Source organism: Sphingobacterium sp. MAE (assembly GCF_056711605.1).
In genome coordinates this window covers 1,511,295-1,532,741 of sequence record NZ_CM160044.1, presented here as the reverse complement: position 1 = coordinate 1,532,741, position 21,447 = coordinate 1,511,295, and the positions used below count along the sequence as shown (strand labels likewise).

Genomic DNA, 21,447 nt, shown 5'->3' with positions numbered 1-21,447 from the left:
ACCAGCATTCCTATAATAAAAAATATGGGACTGCACGAAAGGGCTACTTTCGTAGAAAATTCGAAAAATGTTAAAATCAATATCTTTTTTATTCCTTCTTATATCGCTTTCGCATCTATCCATTGCTCAAAAGAGATATACGATATCGGGGACAATAACAGATGTCTCAAGCGGCGAAACACTGATCGGTGCTACGGTCCGACTACAAGAATTACCTCAATCAAGCAGTTTAAGCAATTCTTATGGCTTTTATTCTGTTTCAGCTCCATCAGGACGATACCTACTCGTCGGCTCTTATGTAGGTTATAAAACCTTTACAGATACCGTATCCTTAGATAGCGATATGGTGTTACCTATTGCACTGCAATCGCAATCTACATTAGATGAAGTAGTCGTTTCTGTCAACAGAAAAAACAATAAAAACATTTCATCTCCACAGATGGGAATTGAAAAACTCAATATGAGCCAGATTAATCAGTTGCCAGTGGTATTGGGTGAACAAGATATCTTAAAAAGTATCACGCTCATGCCCGGAATAAAAACTTCTGGAGAAGGCAATACCGGCTTTTACGTTCGTGGAGGTGGTTCGGATCAAAATTTAATTTTATTGGATGAAGCGACTGTATACAATGCCTCTCACCTATTAGGATTCTTTTCCACCTTTAATTCAGATGCCATTAAAGATGTCAGTATTTACAAAGGTGGCATGCCTGCCGAATATGGAGGTCGACTGTCTTCGGTCCTAGATATAAAAATGAATGAAGGAAATAATAAAAAAATAACGGTCCAAGGTGGCATAGGAATGATTGCTTCTCGGATCAAAGTTGAAGGACCGATTGTAAAAGATAAAGGATCATTTATGATATCTGCACGCCGCACGTATGCAGATCTATTTCTCAAAGCCTCATCAGATACAACCATCAACAAAAGTACACTCTACTTTTATGACATCAACGCAAAAGCCAATTACAGATTCAACGATAAAAATGCGATCTATCTTTCTGGTTATTTTGGTAAAGATGTACTGGGACTGCAGGATATCTTTGGGACCAACTGGGGCAATGCAACAGGTACAGTAAGATTTAACCATGTATTCAACAACAAGCTATTCTCAAATACGTCTTTCATCTACAGTAATTATAACTATGTCATTGAAGGACTAGATCGCAATGATGGATTTAAAGCGACTTCAAAAATTACAGACCTCAATCTCAAGCAAGATTTTCAATATTATGCGGCATACAACCATAACTTAAAATTTGGTTTACAAGCAACACGGCATGATATTGCTCCTGGAGATATTACTACAACTGCAAGTTCGAGCTTCAACGACAAACATGTAGAACATCGCTATGGTTATGAAATGGCGGCATATATAAGCGATGAATGGAAATTAAACGATAAACTCAGTATGCTATATGGCTTACGTTTAAGCTCGATGTTGCTTGTCGGACCGGGCACTTTCAACAGCTATGATGCTGCAGGTAATATCACGGTTTCCAAAAAGTACCATTCAGGCGAAGTCGTACAGAATTACCTCAACTTAGAACCCCGCTTCAGTGTAAGCTATATGCTCAATGAGCAGCAGTCCATCAAAGCATCCTACAATAGAAACACACAAAACATCCACTTATTAACAAATTCGACGAGTTCAAGTCCTACAGATCTGTATGTCATGAGCAGTAAAAATATCAAACCACAAATTGCAGATCAGGTTTCTGCGGGATATTTTAGAAATTTCAAGGACAACACCTATGAATTTTCAGCAGAATTTTATTATAAAAATCTACAAAATCAAATCGACTATAAAGATGCCGCACAATTGCTCGTCAATCAAGATGTAGAATCCCAATTACTATATGGCGTTGGTAGAGCTTATGGTACCGAAATATTTCTGAAGAAAAAATATGGAAAGTTTAATGGATGGGTTGGGTATACCTTGTCCAAGACGGAACGTAAATTTAAGGAAATCAACGATGGCAGATATTACCCTGCCACCCATGACAGGACACATGACCTATCCTTAGTAGCTATCTACAAATACAACGACCAATGGACATTCTCCAGCAATTTTGTTTATGGAACTGGTAAAGCCGTAACCTATCCGACAGGTAAATATCATGTCGGTGGTCATACTACCTATTCTTATTCAGAAAGAAATGCATATCGCCAACCTCCCACACACCGTCTAGATATAGCAGCTACGTATGAAGGCAAGCCTGGTAAATACTTCCAATCGAGCTGGACATTTGGCGTCTACAACGTATATGCACAAAAAGATCCATATCGCATTACATTCAAAGACAGCAAAAATGTGCCTCATGCAACGGAGGCTGTTCAAACCAGTATTTTTGGAGTGCCCATTCCTTCTGTTACCTGGAATTTTAAATTTTAATCTTAAATCAGAACAAACATGAAAACATATATTCCATATTCGCTTATCCTGATGCTTTTTATTTTAGCGACTTCTTGTGAAAAAGTCATTGATATTCAAGTTGACGATGATATAGGCAAGCTTGTCATTGAAGGTACCATTAACAATACTGATGAACAACAGGAAATCAAGCTCAGTAAAAATATCGCATTTTCAGATCGCAACAACTATCCAGCAGTGTCAGGTGCTACTGTTATTGTCCGGGATGATGAAAAAAATGAATTTGTATTTAGCGAGACGAGTGCAGGCACCTATATTGCAAAATCATTTACAGGAATACCCGGCAAAACCTACAGTTTTGAAGTTCATGTTAATGAAAATAAATATACGGCGATATCGCAGATGCCTCAAGTGGTAACACTAGATTCGATTGCTGCAGAAAAGCCCAAATTCGGAGAAAAAGATACACGGAATATAAAAGTATTCTACCAGGATCCAAAAGATCAAATTAATCAGTATCGATTTGTCCTTTTTGTCAATGAGAAGCAAATCAATGATATCTATGCTGTAAATGACGATTTTAACAATGGAAATCAAGTTAGCATAACATTAAGACCCAAGGAAGATGTCGATATTGTTTCTGGAGATAAAATTCGTGTCGAGATGATCGGGATGGATAGAAACGTCTATCAGTATTGGTATAGTCTCATGCAACAATCTGCTGGTGCAGGCATAACCCCTAGCAATCCCCCAACAAATATTAGCCCATATGTATTTGGTTATTTTAGTGCACAAACCCATTCAAGCAAAAGCATAAGGGTGGATTGACCCATTTCTAATAAAACAAAGGAGGTTTCATAGTGGAGATCTCCTTTGTTTTTATAGATCAGAGTCAGCATCCGTTATACTTCTAGGCATTTAACATCCTCCTCTGTTCCCATATTACCGATTAATAGTGTGCTTTTCAATACGCTTTAACAAATTCTCTTTAAAGCTAGCTCCCAAGGGCATCTCAAAACCAGCCACAGTGACCCAGTGATTATCCACGCTCTCAATATTATTCAAATTGACAACAAATGACTTGTTGACCCGAACAAAGTCAGATCCGGGCAATTGATTACAAATAGTCTTTATATTCATGGCTACCATTAATTTTTTATGTTTTGTATGAATCATCACATAATCTTTCATGGCTTCAATATACTGGATTTCAATCAATTCCAATCGAAACAGTTTACGATCAGCTTTTACAAAAATATGATCAGTCTCTGGCAAGACATCCTGCTCTGTGACATTTTTTTGAAAATAGTTGATCACTTTATCCACAGCTTTTTTTAAACGGTCTTCGGCAATAGGTTTTAAAAGATAATCTAAAGCATTCAATTCGTAACTTTCTAAAGCATAATGGGGATAGGCTGTCGTAAATATAATCTGGACAGGTGCCGGCACAAGCTTTGCGAACTCCAATCCGCTTTCCTCTGGCAGATGAATATCTAAAAAAACCAAATCGATCTGCTGCCCTTCCATGATCATACGGGCATCTTCTGTATTACTATACATACCCATACAATCCAAGCAGTCATACTCTTTTAATAATTTCACCAGCCCCCTCCTAGCCAAGGGTTCGTCCTCAATGACAATATATTTTATCGTTAACTTATCTTTAGCCATATCAACCTTTTATTGGAATACTTAAAAAAACTTTAAATATATCTCCACCATCATCTATCTGTAGATCATACGCCTGAGGATAAAGGATTTCTAGTCTTTTACGAATATTACTCAGTCCTAGGCCCCCGTACGCTGCTGTATGTTGTTTCTTTTTTTGTGAATTGATACATGTAAAACAAATATGCTGATTATTTATGGAGAACTGGATTTGGACATGTAAACCTCCCTCCATGGTTTGATGCGCACCATGCTTGACCACATTTTCTATAAAAGGTATAAAAAGAAAGGGCGGTACATGAATCTGTTCCAAATCGCTATCAACCTGAAAATCCACTATGAATTTATCCCGACGGATATCTTCCAGAAAGAGAATGTTCCTCAATACCACGATTTCTTTTCCCAGTTCAATCGTCTCCCCTTTTGATAAATATAATTGATTTCGCAGAATATCACTCAGTTTCACTAGAACTTTTGAAGCCAATTTGGGATTTTCATCAATCAAAAAATTGATATTATTGAGTGTATTGAATAGAAAATGAGGATTAATCTGACTTTTGAGCTGTTCTAGTTGAATGGTTAATGTATTATTTTCAAATTCTTTAAACCGAATCAAATTAACAATCCATATTTTAAACAACTTAACACTACTTACCGCGGCTATAAAAATAGTAAATAGAATAATCAAAACGATAAAGTCCTTCCAATTTAAAAGAGACTGATCCTGTTTTTTAATAAACTGCAATTCCTGGCTTTCTAGTACCAACATACTTAAAAATATGAAAGTGTAAAGGGCAAATAAGCTGCCGGCATAATCTAAGAATCGACTTTTTAGTATGAAAAAAGGAATTAAAATATAATGATTGATATAAAATAGCGCCAGAAGGATGAGGATTGAAATGAATTTGACCCATAAATTCCACATCTCCGTGTCCTTATCGACCTCTGCAGGGGCACTATTGGGTAAAAAATGAATCCCTATGATGGCTGCTATCAATAGAATATGTCGAATCCAACGATATTTACTATCGATTATAAAATCTATAAAAAGACTATTTTCATAGCCTATGATTATTTGTCCATTTTTCATATAAAGAGTCGGTCAAGAGCATTTGTAGCAAAGATACGCTATAAAGATGAAAACGATTTGGTGGCCTTGCCTCCCTTTATTCAATTGAGATATGCACACTGCTACGCTCTTGCATGAGGTCAAAAATATTTTTGATGAATCTTCTCCAGATTGAAATTAGATTCAAATAATTCTTTAACTTTGTAATACATAAAAATAACTATTCTATCTATAGGTACATCTTGTTTGTTTAAATACAGAAAAAGCTATTTATTATTGAAAAATAAATAAGCATATTTGGATACAAACCAATGTATTAAACTTTTGTTATTACAATAATAACAGCATTGATATATTGTTAAGGCGACTTTATTAAGATCTCTTACTTATGACAACAAATAACATGGAAAATAAAAAACCCAAAATAACTGTATTATATGTTGATGACGAGGAAAACAATCTCGTTTCTTTTAAAGCGACATTCCGTTTCAAGTATAAAATATTCACTGCTATCAGTGGTTCTGAAGCCATTGATATTGTCAAGAAAAATCAAATTGATGTCATTGTGACCGATCAACGGATGCCAGAAATGACGGGCGTTGAATTATTGGAAGAGATTATCAACATCGATCCAGAGCCTATGCGTATTTTATTAACAGGCTATACGGATATGGGTGCAGTAATAGATGCTGTAAACAAAGGAAAGATTTTTCATTATCTCAACAAACCATGGAGCGAAGAGGAACTAGACGAAACCATTAATCGCGCCTATGATATCTATTCTGAACGCAAGAATTTACTGGAGACGTATTCAAAACTGGAATTATCTAATGAACAATTAGAATTTTTACTGCGTCAAAAACTACTTTCTTAAGTAATTACTTAGCTTTTATACATCAACTACTTACTTGGAACAACTATCGTAAAAGTTGTTCCAACTCCAATATCAGATTTCACATCAACTGTTCCTTGTAGTTTCATTAAGGCACTCTTGACATTATAAAGCCCAAATCCCATGCCTTCGGCTTGATCACTTGCCCTGAAAAACAATTTAAAAATATCATTGATATATTCTGGAGAGATTCCAATTCCGCAATCACTCACGACAAAAGTAGCGTATCCATCAGCTACTTTAACGGACAACTTTACAAATTTATCCTCATTATCCTTGCGTTGATATTTAAATGCGTTGGAAAGCAAATTATGCAAAATCAGTTCTAAAACAGTCTTGTCACACTTAAAATCTTCCGCTTGATCAACATTTATTATAAACTGCACATCGTTATTGCGAACGTACATATTGTAAAATGCAGCAATATCCTTGAAAAGCTCTTTAAAATCGATACTAGACAAAAATAATTCTCCACGCCTCAACAAATAATAGTCGCGTAAACTATCAATATATAAATCAAGCCTAGTCAAGGAACCATCCATTAGCCTCAGCAATTCATGAATTTGATCGATGTCATCAAATTGCAAGGCAAGTTTGACAGCTGATAAAACTCCTGTAAGTGGATCACGAAGATCATGACTTACACTATACGCGAATTTATCTAGCTCATGATAGGCTTTTTCAAGTTCTTCATTTTTAATATCCAACATCGAGTTGGCTGCATAAAACTTATCGGCCTCTTCAATACAAGAAATCATCTCCTCTTCCAACCAAGGCTTGCGGACGAATCGAAAAATGTGTCCCTTATTTACCGCGTCGATTACGGTTTCCATATCTGCATATGCCGTTAGTAGAATACGAATAGGTCTTGGAAATTCTTTTTTTATACGGAAAAAGAAATCGATACCCATTTCATTTGGCATACGTTGGTCACAGAATATAATCCTAATATTAGGATTTTTAATTAATATTTCTTCAGCTTGAATTGTCGAGGAGGCGGTGTGCACAACATAGCTATATCTAAAATTGGCTTTAAAACCAAATAAGTTATTCAATTCATCATCAATATATAATATTTCTATGTCTTTAATCATAATCTAATAATATAGCAATGCATACCGCATTAACAAAAGTAAGAATATTTGTTACTATAAATACATTCCCCTTCTTAATTAATTTGTCGAATAGGAATAATTAATTTAAAGCTAGTACCTTCCCCTATAACTGAATCAACGACAATTTTACCATTATGCTTGGCAATTGTATTGTAAGCAATAGACATGCCTAATCCTGTTCCTTCCCCAACATCTTTTGTTGTAAAAAATGGTTCGAAGATTTTATCTCTAATATTTGCTGGAATTCCAATACCGTTATCCTGAATACGGATAAAAATAAAAGAATCGTCCTCATCTATTCCAGTATCTAATTTTAACGTTCCCCCTGGTTTATTTACAAACTTTTTATTAATAGCGTAGATTGCATTAGTTAAAATATTTAGAAAAACCTGATTAAGTTTACCTGCATAACATTCAATAGCTGGTAAAGCTCCGTAATTTTTCTCTACCTCGATGCCCTGTTGTATTAAGCTATTGAGAATGACCATGGTCGATTCTAGACCTTCGTTGATATCTGCAAATTTAAGAGTATCCTCATCTACTCGAGAAAAAATACGGAGACTTTTGACGATTTCAGCAGTCCGATTAGCACCGTCGCTCATGCCTTTAAGTAAAAAGTCAACTTCCGTTTTCAAATACTCCAGATCTATTTCCTCTTTGTATGCCTCGATACGAGATTTCTTTTCATTCAGAGAGAGCTCTTCATTAAAAGCGAGGTGCTCGACCTCTTCCAATGTATCCCAGATCATACTAATATCCCGTTTCAAAGGAGCTACATTTGAAGTTACAAAATTGATTGGATTATTGATTTCATGTGCTACCCCTGCAGTCAGTTGACCAAGAGAGGCCATTTTTTCTGCTTCTACCAATTGTGATTGCGTTTCTTTCAAGTGGGTCAAAGTGGCTTGCAGGGACTCATTTGCTTCCATCAATTCACTTGTTCGCTCTTCCACCTTTTGTTCTAATACGACATTTTGCTCCCGGATCAAACGTTCATTCTCAAGTGACGTGGCCAATTCTTTAGCTTGAGACATTTCCTTTTCTTTTTTCAAAATATTAATACGAGAAGCTAAAGCAAAAGAAAGTAGAGCCATCTCAATAATGGATGCTAGCCTAAAAGAATTGCTGGTAAACAAATTATAGGGCAATATTCCATAATCTTTCAAAAGAAATATTAAAGCTCCGATCAGTAAGATAGACCATGCAATAAAAAAATATCGTGCTGGCAGATAATTCTTCTTTAATACATACAATGATGCGATAAATAGAGCAACTGTCTCCAATGAGGTGGTGATCTGCATCAACTCAAATGCCAATTGACGATAGCCAAAAATCATGAACAGCATACTCAGCAGAAACAAACCTAATAACACAAACAACACCTTACGAATGATCGGTGCGTTGGTACGTAGGTTTAAAAACTGATTGGAAAAAAACAAGACAGCGATACTACTCAAGCATGCAAAAAGAACAACACTGATCGATTCCCATTCCGGATTATTGGGCCAAAGAAATTGAAAGTTGAAGCCCACAATTCCTAATTGTGTAAGCCCCAAGAAAGAGATATAAAGCACATAATATAGATATGCCGAATCCCTAACGGACAGGAATAAGAAAAAATTGTAAATTGCCATGATGAGCACCACTCCCAAGAATAGCCCCAATAAAATATTCTCTTTCCATAACCTTTCCCAAACAACATCGGGTTTACCCACAGCAATAGGAAGAATAATCTGTTCTGAACTTTTTACTCTTAAAAAATACTGTTTAGTTTCCGAGGACTGTAAGTGGAGATCAAAAATATAATTTGTACTTTGATAAGTACGATGCTTAAAAGCTTTGAAACTTCCTAAATGACCAAGCGATCGGAGGTTGCCTGTATCGTCCAAATCATATAGCTCGACATCATCAAGTAGTGGATAGGCAACATCTAATAAATAATGTGAGCGCTTACTGAGATTTTGAATTGAAAATGAAACCCAAACACTAAACTTACTAATCCCCAGATTTGGATTGGCAGCATTACTGGGTGTAAATTCATGAAGAAGCGCTTTGATCTCCTGAGGCTGCACCTCTCTTTCTAATTTTAAAATATCTAAATTAGAGTCTGGTGTAACATACTCAATATGATCAGCCAGTTTTATTTGGCTAAATGCAGGGATGGGTACTATTAATAAAAATAATAGCAGTCTAAATAACATCATACTATTTAACAGCCGAAACGACTACAATATTCATAGAACAAGAAAAATAACCGGATTGATCGGCATGTTTTTGGGCTTCAATAAAATGATCTCGTTCATGAGCTCCTATCAAATCCAACGCATACATCTCATCGATCATTTTATCGATCCAAAGATATTTACATGCATCTTCATATCTTTTTAACACAAATGGAAACACTTCGATGGCTATTTCTGAGAATCCGCTTTCCATCAAATAAGCAGATAAGGATTGGGCAGCCTTTCCATTATTTACCTTTTTTCCTGTCAGATATTGGTTCAATTTATCGGTCGTGCTGCTATCTCCGTTATAAAATGATAAACTATTCCAATCAGATTCTACAATCACAATCACTCCTTGATCTTTTAAGATACGTCGCGTTTCTTGAAACAAAGATATCGGATCGGAAACATGCTGAACTAAGCGTTCCATCCGCACACCATCGACAGCTGTATCAGGCAATGGTACTTCCAGTACATTCGAAACCAAAAATTTAACATTGTCCTCGTCTTTTATCGCGTTATTACCTGCCGCAATCATTTCAGGATCGTGGTCAATACCCAAAAACTCCAATTTATTGGCACGAAACATATGGCTCATATTGAGCACATCCTGTCCAGATCCGCAACCCAGATCAACAATAGTTCCACCTTCAGGAGTATCTTTAAAAAATGCGTAAGATTTCTCTTTAACACCACTAAGTAATTTTAGTGTTTCGGTTAAATAATCTATATTATAATGTTTTTCGTACATGTTATATTAAAGTATATTCAGATTATTTTCATCAAAAAGTTCATCATTATTTTTCTGTTTAGACATCTGTTTGATCACCTCTTTCAAATCCCATCGTTCCATATTATCCAACTGCAGCATATAATGGATCTCAATCTCTTTAGATCGCAATTCCTCGATTCTCACGACGTTACCTCTATTACGCAATTCTAAAATTGCTTGTCTATCTTCTTCAGATGCTAAATCTAGATTATTGACATCATCTAAAATCATGGTTGTTGCCAAAAGGTCAAGTTTTGGGTAATAGAATGTCCCATTATTTCCCACTCCACTTTCCAAACGATAACCGACACATTTTGTCAAATTAATCGTATAGGGAGCACAAAGTGCAAATAATGATTTTATACCGATTTGAGGTGCAATGGCAATCGCTGCTCTTGTTAAGAAAATACTACCGATTCCATAACCCGCAATTTCACGCGAATTCCACAATCCGCAGCCCTCTCCTGTACCTTCTTGTGCATAATCCCAAACTAGATCAAAGATCTTAGCGTCCATTCTGCCTGTTGCCTCCTCGATAGGAAGAAGTTGCGATCCTCCAGAAACATGTATTCTGGCGCCCCCATATACGTTTTCCCCATCGAGAGATTCAACAATTAAAACAAAAGCTGCAGGGTTATACATCCAATCATTTTTGGATGATGTCACTTTTTTGACACCTATAGCTGTTAAAACATGTGCATGTCCCTCTATAAAACGCTCACAAGTCTTAGGATCATCAATCGCACGAAACGCTCTTAACCTGACCACAGGACGTCCCTCTTTAAATATTAGTGCCATGGAACAGTTAATTATTCGATTAAGATTCAAAAATAATGAATATAATCAAAAGATGTTAACGATAAAAAAAACTTTACAATTTTATACGTATATCTTTTTCAAAATTTTAACCTACATCATGAAAATTTGATGTTCCATATAATATAAGTTCCTAAAAAAGAGAATTCCCTAGTCGATAATAAAAATTTATAATACATCGACACCAACTATCAATCCTATAGGTAATTTAGCTCTCTTCAAACACGCTCATCAAATAACACATATTTAAGTCAATTCAATAAACACCGTAAAACTAAGCTTAAAATCTTTATAAATACAATTAAAAAATCTTAAAAGTTAATTTTAAATAACTATGTGTTACATAACACTTTTTTATTGATCGATAGTTTCATTAAAATCAACAATAAAAACCTGCATGTTTGAAAGAAAAGTATATTATAATCCGTACAAATAGCATTCCCGATAAGCTGTCCTGCTGCTAATTTTACGATAATACCATCATAAATTGTAAGTTTGTATTTATAAAAATAGTTTTGGGTATGTAGATCTTGGTCAAAATAATCGATTTTGACTTTGTTTTTTTGATTACCTGATTATCATTTATATACATCAAAGATCAGTTAAATTTCAAGGGTATTAACATGATACTCATGACCATCATTTAGCTAAAAAACAACTTGTTCCATGAAAATACTAATTGTAGAAGACGATCATCGTGTAGCAGAACTCATCAAAAGAGGACTTGAAGAGCAGGGGTTTGTGACGACCTTAGCTTATGATGGCTTATCAGGCAAAAAATTGTCTTCACAAGATCATTTTGATCTCGTGATCACCGATATCATTCTACCAAAAATGGATGGACTGGATCTTTGCAAATACCTCAGACAAACACATCCAGATCTTCCTATCATTATGTTAACAGCCCTTGGTACGACAGACGATAAGGTAGAGGGTTTTGACGCTGGAGCAGATGATTATTTAGTGAAACCTTTCGAAATGCGCGAATTGTTAGTTCGCATCAGAGCATTATTAAAGCGAAACCAAAAAAACTCCGGTAACATCAGTGGTATTTTGGCTTATGCAGACCTTGAAATGAATTTGCATACCAAGATTGTCAAACGAAATCAACAGCAGATAAACCTTACTCCTAAAGAGTTTAAACTTTTGGCCTATTTGATGCAAAACCCAGATCGTGTATTATCTCGTGTAGAAATTGCCGATAAGGTGTGGGAGACCCATTTTGATACCGGCACCAATTTTATTGATGTCTACATCAATTACCTTAGAAAAAAGATAGATCGCAATTTTGATCACAAACTCATTCATACAAAATCTGGAATGGGTTTTATTTTGAAAACAGAATCATGAAAATAAGAACCCGGCTGATTATACTTTTTACACTGATCACAGCGATTATATTAGGACTGTTTGCTACGATTATTTACTTATCTGCCAAAGAGAATAGGGAGATCGAATTTTACCAGTTACTCCGAAAAGAAGCGATTACTAAAGCAAATCTTTTTTTAAATGCCCATGTAGACAAAAAGATCTTACAAGATATCTACCATAACAACCGAAAAATTTTGAATGAAGTTGAGGTTGCTATTTATGACACCCACTTTGACCTACTTTATCACGATGCGGTCGACATTGATTTCGTCAAGGAAACCAAAGTGATGATCGATCAGATAATTCATAAAGGAGAAATTAGGTTCTATCAACAGGGCTGGCAAGTCGTGGGGCTACCCTACCGGTATGAAGGCAAAAATTATATTGTTACCGCAGCCGCTTATGATGAATATGGTTATAGTAAACTTGCCAATCTACTCCACAACAGCATTTTTGTTTTTGTCATTTCCATTCTGTTTATCCTCATAGCGGGAATCTTCTTCTCTAAAAAGGCATTTGAACCGGTACGAGCGATGATTGAAAAAGCCAAAAATATATCGGCTACAAATCTTGATCTTCGATTATACAGCCATCAAAGTAAAGATGAATTATCTGAACTCGCAGATACATTTAATGAAATGCTCAATCGTTTAGAAAATTCATTCGATGCACAAAAACACTTCGTTTCAAACATATCACATGAATTGCGTACACCGCTGGCCGCCATTATTGCTGAATTGGAGCTATCAACAACTAAAGAACGCAGTATTGCAGACTATAAAGCAGCGATTCATCATGCTTTAAGTGATTCAAAAAAGTTAGTCCGATTATCCAACAGCCTATTAGATCTTGCCAAAGCCAGCTATGATCCTAGTGAAATCACTTTTAAGCCCGTTCGTATCGATGAAGTATTATTGGATGCCAGACAGCAGGTTCAACAAACAAATCCTGAATATAAAATTGATATCCATTTTGAAGATGATTTCGAAAGTGATGATCAAATTTCGGTAAATGGTAATGAATATTTATTGCAGGTTGCCTTCAGTAATCTTTTTGAAAATGGTTGCAAATTTTCCAGTCCGCATCGATGTACTGTCTTGGTCTTATTTGAAGATAAAAACATCATCTTAAAATTTAAAGATCAAGGAATCGGAATCCCTGAACAAGATCTCGCACAGCTATTCAGCCCATTTTATCGTGGCAAAAATAAAGATTATACTTATGGCAATGGTATTGGACTTGCACTGACCGAAAAGATCATTACACTGCACCATAGTAAAATAACGGTTGTTTCGGAGGAAAACGTGGGAACTACTTTCATGATCACCTTGCGGCATTATTAAATAGTTCATCTTCTTTCCTCTTCTAAAGATTCACCTAAATGACCAAGCTCACATGAGGTTTTACAAAATAGTTGCCCTCCCCATATCCTTCTAATAAAATTCTAATTTTTTTCTATTGTTCTTCTAACAGCTTACCATCGATAGACTCAGCACCTTTGCCCTATTCAAAAAAATAGGCACTTCCTAAAAGGGAAGTGATACGAAGTTTGTGTTCAAGTCAAATCAAAAAAAGATCTTATCGATGAAAGCAACAATGACAAATAAATACACCATTTTAACAAGGCTCCTTTTCATTTCTCTTATTTCATTACCTCTATTGGGCTGTCACAATCCAGTTGATCAAGAACAGCTAGCAAGTATGACTTTACGCGGTGATACCATTTTTGTCCACGAAGCGGCTCAAGTAAAATCGTACTTAAAGACCATAACCGTGCAGAAAGAACTGCATCAGCTGCAACTGAACACCACCGGAACAGTCAAAGCAATTCCAAACCAATATGCCGAAATTACCGTTCCTTTTTCAGGCCGTGTAACTGCGGTACACCTCAAATTAGGGATGAAAACAAAACCAGGAATGCCGCTTTTCGAAATTGCATCACCCGAATTTATGGACAGTCAAAAACTATTCTTTCAGGCAAAGACAGCCTTTCAAAATGCATCATTAATTTTAAAACGCCAACAAGATCTTAAAGTTAACGGAGTCGGTACCGCACGGGATGTAGAAGAAGCTAAAGCAACCTATGACATTACACAGAAAGAGTATGAAAATGCACGAGCTGCGCTCCAAATCTTCCAGATCGATATCAATAAACTCGTTCTAGGACAGTCCCTGATTGTACGTTCACCCATTGCCGGACAAGTCATTAGCCACGATATCGTCGTCGGACAATATATCAAATCTGACGAACCTTCCCGTGCAAAAATTGCCGAGTTGAATCGGGTTTGGGTAGTCGGAATGGTGAAAGAGCAGGATCTCAACCTCATCAACAAACTGGACATCGCAGAAATTGCCATTGCAGCTTTTCCTGATAAAAAAATAAAAGGAACCATTGAGCACATTGACCAAATCCTAAACGAAGATACCAGAAGTGTTCAGGTGCTAGTAGCCTGTCAAAATTTAGATAGCGTGTTAAAACCCGGTATGTATGTCAGTGTCAATTTTATTGAAAAAGCATCCGATGTAATCTTTATTCCCGAAAAATCATTGCTACAATACCATGATCAAAGTTACGTATTGGTGCAGATTGGTCAAGATCAATACCTCAAGCGTCCGGTCAAGACGGGTATGACCGATCACGGCAAAGTACAGGTTATATCTGGACTAACGGTTGGTGATACCATCATCAGTGAAGGCGCCTTTTATCTGCTAAATGCAAAATAGCATAACACAGACCGATCCCTATTAATATCATCTCGTGCAAGCAAAAAAAATCCGCTAAACGGATGACCGTGCTCACCATAGATTCTTATACTGATGAAAAATATATTTAACAACACCATTGCCAGACGTTGGCTTGTTTTGGCACTTTTTATTCTACTAACCTTCTTTGGATATTACTCTTGGACACAATTATCGATTGAAGCTTACCCTGATATTGGCGATGTTAGTTCACAAATTGTAACCCAAGTACCTGGACTTGCTGCCGAAGAGGTTGAGCAACAAATCACTATTCCGATAGAGCGTGCTATCAATGGTTTACCTGGCATGCATGTCATGCGCAGCAAAAGCACCTTTGGTCTCTCTATGGTTACGATCGTTTTCCAAGATGGAACAGACGATTATTTCGCACGCACACGCATTCAGGAACGTTTGGCGGACTTAGCATTACCCTATCAAGCTGTGCCCAGTCTGGACCCACTTACCTCTCCGACAGGAGAGATATTTCGTTATATCATCGAAAGCAAATCACATGATTTGCGCGCACTCACAGATTTGCAGACTTTCGTTATTATTCCGCGGATCAAACAAGTGTCCGGAGTTGTTGATGTCACCAATTTTGGGGGAATTACCACCCAATTTCAGATTGAGATCGATCCGCAGAAACTTGAGCACTATGGTATTGTCTTAAGCGAAGTCGTTCATAAAATCGAAGCAAATAATACCAATGCAGGTGGAAGTGTCATGAACAGAGGCGACCAATCTTATGTAGTCCGAGGAATTGGATTGGTCCGAACACTGGAAGACATCGGCCAGATAGTTGTCAAATCACAACAGGGAACAGCCATTTTCATGAAAGATATCGGTCAGATCAAATATGGACATTTGGAAAGAAAAGGCGCTTTGGGATACTCAGATAAACGTGGAGCAAATTACTCGGATAATATTGAAGGAATAGTACTCTTGTTAAAAGGTCAAAATCCATCTCTTGTTTTAGAGGGAGTCAACGAAGCCATAGATGAACTAAACAGCAGCATTTTACCAAATGGCGTACAGATTCATGCTTTTATGGACCGTACAGATCTGATCAATACCACACTAAACACCGTTTCGCATACCTTATTAGAAGGAATGGCGTTGGTCATTATTGTACTGATCGTATTTCTGGGAAGCTGGCGTGGGGCATTGTTAGTTGCGATTACCATTCCTGTTGCTTTGCTGACTGCTTTTATTCTCATGCATTTTACCCATGTGCCTGCCAATCTCTTATCATTGGGAGCAATTGATTTTGGTATTATCGTCGATGGAGCCATTGTCATGATGGAAGCTATTTTGAAAAAAAGAGAAGAGAATGAGCAAGCAGAGTTAACAGAATCAGGTGTAGCTTCATTGGTCAAGCAAATGGCAAAACCTATATTTTTTGCGACCATTATTATCATCACCGCTTATATCCCATTATTTGCTTTTGAGCGTGTAGAGAAGAAATTATTTACCCCTATGGCATTTACCGTAGGTTACGCCTTATTTGGAGCATTATTAGTGGCGCTGTTTCTGATCCCAGGAATAGCTTATGTTGTCTACCGCAAACCGCAAAAAGTATATCACAATAGATGGTTAGCAAATTTGACAACAGGTTATCATAGACAAATCGAAAAACTATTAAAGAAACCAAAAGCCGTCATTTTTCCTCTGGTAATTATATTTTCGGGTGCACTAGTGCTCACCGCTACCGTCGGTAAAGATTTTCTTCCACCCTTGGACGAAGGTTCTATCTGGTTGCAAGTATCGCTTCCACCGGGTATCACGGTCGAGAGATCAAAAGAAATGAGTGATGCATTACGTACACGAACACTCCAATTTGATGAAGTGACCTATATGATGGTTCAAGCAGGTCGAAATGATGATGGCACAGATGCCTGGACGCCCTCACACTTTGAGTGCAGCATTGGTTTACTTCCCTATAAACAGTGGAAAGGTGGTAAGACTAAGGCTGATCTCATCGAAGAATTAGCAGCCGCATATGCAGAGATGCCCGGATATGATGTCGCTTTTTCTCAGCCGATGATCGATGGGGTCATGGATAAAATAGCGGGAGCACACAGTGAACTGGTCGTAAAAATATATGGCGAGGATTTCAAAGAGATACGCCGCATTGCGGAAGAAGTGATGTTTACATTACATCAAGTTAAAGGAGCTGTGGATTTGGCTATTGACCAAGAACCACCCTTACCTCAGTTACAAATTAAAGCAGACCGCACTAAAATAGCACAATATGGTTTAAATGTAGCTGATGTTTCAGAGCTTATTGAAACTGCGATTGGAGGAAAGGCAATTTCACAAATATATCAAGAAGGAAAAGTATACGATATCATCTGCCGTTATCAGGAAGAGAGTCGAAATACACCTGAAAAAATAGGTGCCTTGATGCTCACAAGTGAATCAGGAATGAAGATCCCCTTGGCACAAATTGCAACGATCAAGCTCCATACCGGAGAAAGTACGATTGCTCGTGAGATGAACAAAAGACACTTAACCGTACGGCTAAACCTTCGAGGCAATGATCTGACGTCTTTTCTCAAAGAAGCGCAATTAGCGATAGAAAAAAATATCCGATATGATCATGATCAGATCAAAATAAAATGGGGAGGACAATTTGAGAACCAAAATCGCGCCTATCAACATTTGTCGGTCATTGTTCCGATGGCATTAATGATTATGTTTATTCTTCTTTATGGAGCATTTGGGAGTTTCGCCCAGGCAGGATTGCTTATGAGTGTCGTACCACTTGCTATTTTTGGAGGGATGCTCGCGCTCCATGTACGTGGAATGACCCTCAATGTATCGTCCGTGGTAGGATTTATAGCCCTATTTGGTGTCGCGATCCAGAATGGGGTGCTGATGATCACGCAATTCAATACCTTAAGGAAAAATGGATATTCACTTCAAGAAGCTGTTACTATGGGTTCACAACACCGCTTTAGACCAGTTATCATGACTGCAACTGTAGCGATCTTAGGTCTTTTACCGGCATCACTCGCCACTGGAATTGGTTCCGATGTACAGAGGCCTTTAGCAACAGTAATTGTTTATGGGTTATTCTTTGCAACAGTGATTACCCTATATGCGCTGCCATCATTATACTACCTCATGGAAAAGAAAAATGCAGCTCAAATGGCGCATGAAAACCTTCACCAAAAATCATAAAAATCATGCTTAACAATATGACCATAGTTAAAAATTTACTGTTATCCACCTACTGGACTTTGTTGCTCTTGGCTCTTGCACCGATTCAGGCTCAAGTTGTGGTAGATACCACTTTTCATAAAAAAATAATGACCTATTCGGACTATATAGAAGCCGTGGCTCAAAACAACCTATCCTATGCAGCAGAAAAATTAAACATTAATATAGCTCAAGCAGCTATTGAAAAGGCTAAAATAATACCTGACCCAGCATTCAATACCGGATTTTTCAATAACGATCAACAGCATATGAAAATGGGGTATGGTTATGATATCGGGTTAGATTGGACATTAGAGCTTGGCGGTAAACGAAAAGCTCGAATAGATCTGGCAAAAAGTGAATCGGAATTAGCGCAATATGCATTGCAGGATTTTTTTCAGCGTCTGCGAGCAGAAGCTACCATGCACTATTTGACAGCTCTACATCAGGAACAACTCGTTAAACTGCAACTCAGCTCTTATGACGCTCTGGATCAATTAGCAAAATCCGACAGTGTCCGTGAAAAATTAGGTGCAATTACTGCTATAGATGCCACACAAAGTAAACTCGAAGCGGCATCCATGTGGAATCAAGTTATCCAGTCCATTGGTCATTGGAAATCCGCTCTTGGAAACTTAGACTTGCTAATGGGCAGCAAGCGAATAGCAGCCGTCACGTCAACAAACGGAGATTTTTCAACCTTCAATAGGAATTTTCATCTGCATGACTTGATCGAACAAGCGCAGTTGTACCGCTCCGATCTACTTTACGCCTTGCAGCATCAAGATGCTTCGCAAAAAATGTTAAAACTGGCAAACGTCAATCGGATCATTGATCTCGGTATCAATACGGGATTAACCCGCAATGCTGCAGCCCGTAATGAGATCGCACCGAGTCCTGCATTCACAGCAACCAACATCGGTATCAGTATTCCATTAAAATTTTCAAATAAGCAAAAGGGAGAATTGAAAGAAGCTTATTATGCCCAACAGCAATCCGCAGTACAATACAAGCAGATCGAACTTCAGGTGCATACAGAAGTAATAAACGCCTATTATCAATATGAAGCAACACAAAAGCAACTTCAACAGTTTAATACTGGATTACTCCAAAATGCTCAAGCTATTTTAAAGGGAAAACGCTATAGTTATGAACGAGGCGAATCCAGCTTATTAGAAGTGCTGCTTGCACAGCGTGCCTATATAGAAATCCAGCAACATTATTACGAAACACTTTTTAACAATGCGGCCGCACTTGTGGAGCTCGAACGATCTGCTGGAATATGGGATATCCATTTTTAACGATCTTAATGAAAAAGGAGCACTTTTATAGTATAAATCTTCCAACATTATTGGATAGTGGGGTACATAACGGCACAAAATCAAGCAAAAAAGAAGAGCTAAAATGGTCAATTAAAAAATATTCTCCCTCAAAACAAACGTTTTAAAGAATATTCACAACATATACTTGGCATATATCAGGTATTTTTCTACCTTTGCATCACTCCAAACAACGAAGGAAACTTCAAAAAAAGAGTAAGATTCCGTAGCTCAGCTGGTAGAGCAATACACTTTTAATGTATGGGTCCTGGGTTCGAATCCCAGCGGGATCACAACAAAAAGCTTCACAGAAATGTGAGGCTTTTTTTTGTACCCAATGGAATGAGAACAGAAGCGTTGGGATGGGTTCGACCTTTTTCATTGCGGACATGCGTTTGGGGTATGTGGGTCGCAATAAATCCCAGCGGGATCACAAACAAGAAAAGCTAATCTTGCGATTAGCTTTTCTTGTTTATAGTCAGAGAACTGCCTATAGTAATGACCGCAAAAAGAATAGGAAAATTGCATGTTAATCGGTTATCGAAAACATACTATTCTATGATAACCAAAAAAGGGATATCAACCTGATTTAATACAGATAAAGATTTCCGATTTGAAAATTAAACACGACCCTAAATTGCTTTAAAAATGGTGTACCAAGTAGCCCCACCATTGGTAATTGCTGGTCCCCTTTACCTGCACCAATAGCTTGATCTGTAATGACGGTTGACATAGGCACTAAAGTCAGTGGGCCTACCTGTGCTTCCTCTAGATGTGCCACTTCACTGATCACTTGCCTATTACCAACACCCAATAGGCTCGTCGTTTTTCCTTCAAATCTAAGATGAGTCTTGAGGTTATGTACAACTTCTTGCTTGAGTAAATTAGTATTTGCACCACAATCTATACCCATCGGATAAGGTTTCCCGTCAATATTGATATCAACTATAGGGATATGCCTTCTCATTCTGATAGGAATAGTAGCAAGGGGCTCGCCATGCCTAAAAGATATGCCGGTTAAATGCCCCGCTCGATCCACACGTTCAAAAAGGAGTTCTTGCTGATCATAATCTATAGATAATTGAAAACCGCTAAAGATACCGAAGCCCATTAAACCAAAAAGTGGTCCAACCATTAATTCTTCCTGATCCATCTCATCCAACGACACCGCTGCTGCATCCAGAGATTTGATGATCATATCGCCCCAGATCAAGTGATTTCCAAGAGACCAGTTCACGTCCGACATGTTGCCCCCCATACCCGTAAAATCTAGAGTGACATCTTTATTGATCGCATGATCCGGCACATATTTCTTTCTAAGCATAATCGTAGGAGCCCCAGAATCGAACATAAAAAATCCATCCATACCGTTTAATTTAGCTGGAACATAGATTAAGTCATTGACCAACTTAAACTTGACACGCATCGTATCAGGGATCATTGTATTGGACAATGCTGCCGCAAGTGCTTGTGCCGGATTGGCAGTTAATTTAACCTTAATAATACCTAATTCGATTAGTTTACCATCTTTGTTAAAAGTAAATGTAGGCTTACCGCGCCCCCCATTTTTGTAGTTCACCAATAGCGAAACGAAGTGATCTCCAGTTAACATCCTCTGGTCTGTAATCCAATCATAGGAATCAATGCCTTGGAAATTAGCAAGAATATCTGGAAGAACTTGCTGCTTATCAATTGTTGCAGGCAAATTACCTATTTGACAAGAGTCGGCCATCATTTCCAATAGCCCACTACTATTTTTAGTATTTAGTAAAACAATGATTTTTTGGATATCCCTATGTACGACGTGCTCTTGCGCATGACAAAACCCGATTAGAGCGACGTATAAAATCAAGACCTCGACTATTTTTTTTCCCATATCAAAC

At 37.5% G+C, this 21,447-nt stretch carries 15 protein-coding genes and 1 tRNA gene; 9 read left to right on the top strand and 7 right to left on the bottom strand.

What is annotated here, in order from left to right:
• Window positions 1–67: 67 nt before the first annotated feature.
• A complete protein-coding gene (locus AC06G9_RS06420) occupies window positions 68–2,395 on the top strand; it encodes a TonB-dependent receptor (RefSeq protein ID WP_480957747.1) in 2,328 nt (775 codons plus the stop codon).
• A gap of 18 nt (window positions 2,396–2,413) precedes the next feature.
• A complete protein-coding gene (locus AC06G9_RS06415; RefSeq protein ID WP_480957746.1) occupies window positions 2,414–3,202 on the top strand; it encodes a DUF4249 domain-containing protein in 789 nt (262 codons plus the stop codon).
• Window positions 3,203–3,316: 114 nt separating this feature from the next.
• Here AC06G9_RS06415 and AC06G9_RS06410 read toward each other — a convergent pair whose 3' ends face one another.
• Window positions 3,317–4,045 (bottom strand): LytR/AlgR family response regulator transcription factor, encoded by a 729-nt coding sequence (locus tag AC06G9_RS06410; RefSeq protein ID WP_293925351.1) that lies wholly within the window; start codon window positions 4,043–4,045, stop codon window positions 3,317–3,319.
• A 1-nt stretch (window position 4,046) separates the two neighbouring features.
• A complete protein-coding gene (locus tag AC06G9_RS06405; RefSeq protein WP_346572464.1) occupies window positions 4,047–5,132 on the bottom strand; it encodes a sensor histidine kinase in 1,086 nt (361 codons plus the stop codon).
• 382 nt (window positions 5,133–5,514) lie between these two features.
• On the opposite strand from AC06G9_RS06405, the gene AC06G9_RS06400 reads away from it, so the two are divergent.
• Complete coding sequence (locus AC06G9_RS06400) at window positions 5,515–5,985, top strand: response regulator (RefSeq protein ID WP_248754335.1); 471 nt, start codon at window positions 5,515–5,517, stop codon at window positions 5,983–5,985.
• 26 nt (window positions 5,986–6,011) lie between these two features.
• Here the strand turns inward: AC06G9_RS06400 and AC06G9_RS06395 are convergent, their stop codons facing one another.
• The 4 genes from AC06G9_RS06395 to AC06G9_RS06380 all read right to left on the bottom strand — a co-directional run bounded on the left by AC06G9_RS06395 (window position 6,012) and on the right by AC06G9_RS06380 (window position 10,913).
• Window positions 6,012–7,097 carry a sensor histidine kinase gene (locus tag AC06G9_RS06395; RefSeq protein ID WP_045754962.1) on the bottom strand — a complete coding sequence of 362 codons (1,086 nt, stop codon included), beginning with the start codon at window positions 7,095–7,097 and terminating at the stop codon, window positions 6,012–6,014.
• Window positions 7,098–7,171: 74 nt separating this feature from the next.
• Window positions 7,172–9,322 carry a sensor histidine kinase gene (locus tag AC06G9_RS06390; protein ID WP_480957745.1) on the bottom strand — a complete coding sequence of 717 codons (2,151 nt, stop codon included), beginning with the start codon at window positions 9,320–9,322 and terminating at the stop codon, window positions 7,172–7,174.
• Window position 9,323: 1 nt separating this feature from the next.
• A complete protein-coding gene (locus tag AC06G9_RS06385; RefSeq protein WP_045754964.1) occupies window positions 9,324–10,094 on the bottom strand; it encodes a methyltransferase domain-containing protein in 771 nt (256 codons plus the stop codon).
• A 6-nt stretch (window positions 10,095–10,100) separates the two neighbouring features.
• On the bottom strand, window positions 10,101–10,913 hold the full coding sequence (locus AC06G9_RS06380; RefSeq protein WP_480957744.1) for a hypothetical protein: 813 nt from the start codon (window positions 10,911–10,913) through the stop codon (window positions 10,101–10,103).
• 684 nt (window positions 10,914–11,597) lie between these two features.
• On the opposite strand from AC06G9_RS06380, the gene AC06G9_RS06375 reads away from it, so the two are divergent.
• The 6 genes from AC06G9_RS06375 to AC06G9_RS06350 all read left to right on the top strand — a co-directional run bounded on the left by AC06G9_RS06375 (window position 11,598) and on the right by AC06G9_RS06350 (window position 19,857).
• The gene (locus AC06G9_RS06375; protein ID WP_480957743.1) at window positions 11,598–12,281 is read left to right on the top strand and encodes a response regulator transcription factor; all 684 of its coding nucleotides are present in this window, start codon (window positions 11,598–11,600) and stop codon (window positions 12,279–12,281) included.
• Complete coding sequence (locus AC06G9_RS06370; protein ID WP_480957742.1) at window positions 12,278–13,645, top strand: sensor histidine kinase; 1,368 nt, start codon at window positions 12,278–12,280, stop codon at window positions 13,643–13,645. Before AC06G9_RS06375 ends, AC06G9_RS06370 begins: the two co-directional genes overlap by 4 nt.
• A gap of 241 nt (window positions 13,646–13,886) precedes the next feature.
• The gene (locus tag AC06G9_RS06365) at window positions 13,887–15,026 is read left to right on the top strand and encodes an efflux RND transporter periplasmic adaptor subunit (protein WP_434438641.1); all 1,140 of its coding nucleotides are present in this window, start codon (window positions 13,887–13,889) and stop codon (window positions 15,024–15,026) included.
• Between the two features lie 93 nt (window positions 15,027–15,119).
• Window positions 15,120–18,227 (top strand): efflux RND transporter permease subunit, encoded by a 3,108-nt coding sequence (locus tag AC06G9_RS06360; RefSeq protein WP_480957741.1) that lies wholly within the window; start codon window positions 15,120–15,122, stop codon window positions 18,225–18,227.
• Between the two features lie 17 nt (window positions 18,228–18,244).
• A complete protein-coding gene (locus tag AC06G9_RS06355) occupies window positions 18,245–19,546 on the top strand; it encodes a TolC family protein (RefSeq protein ID WP_480957740.1) in 1,302 nt (433 codons plus the stop codon).
• A gap of 238 nt (window positions 19,547–19,784) precedes the next feature.
• Window positions 19,785–19,857: transfer RNA gene (locus tag AC06G9_RS06350), tRNA-Lys, on the top strand.
• Window positions 19,858–20,153: 296 nt separating this feature from the next.
• Here AC06G9_RS06350 and AC06G9_RS06345 read toward each other — a convergent pair.
• Window positions 20,154–21,440, bottom strand: a complete 1,287-nt coding sequence (locus AC06G9_RS06345; protein ID WP_480957739.1) for a retropepsin-like aspartic protease — start codon at window positions 21,438–21,440, stop codon at window positions 20,154–20,156.
• Window positions 21,441–21,447: the final 7 nt, after the last annotated feature.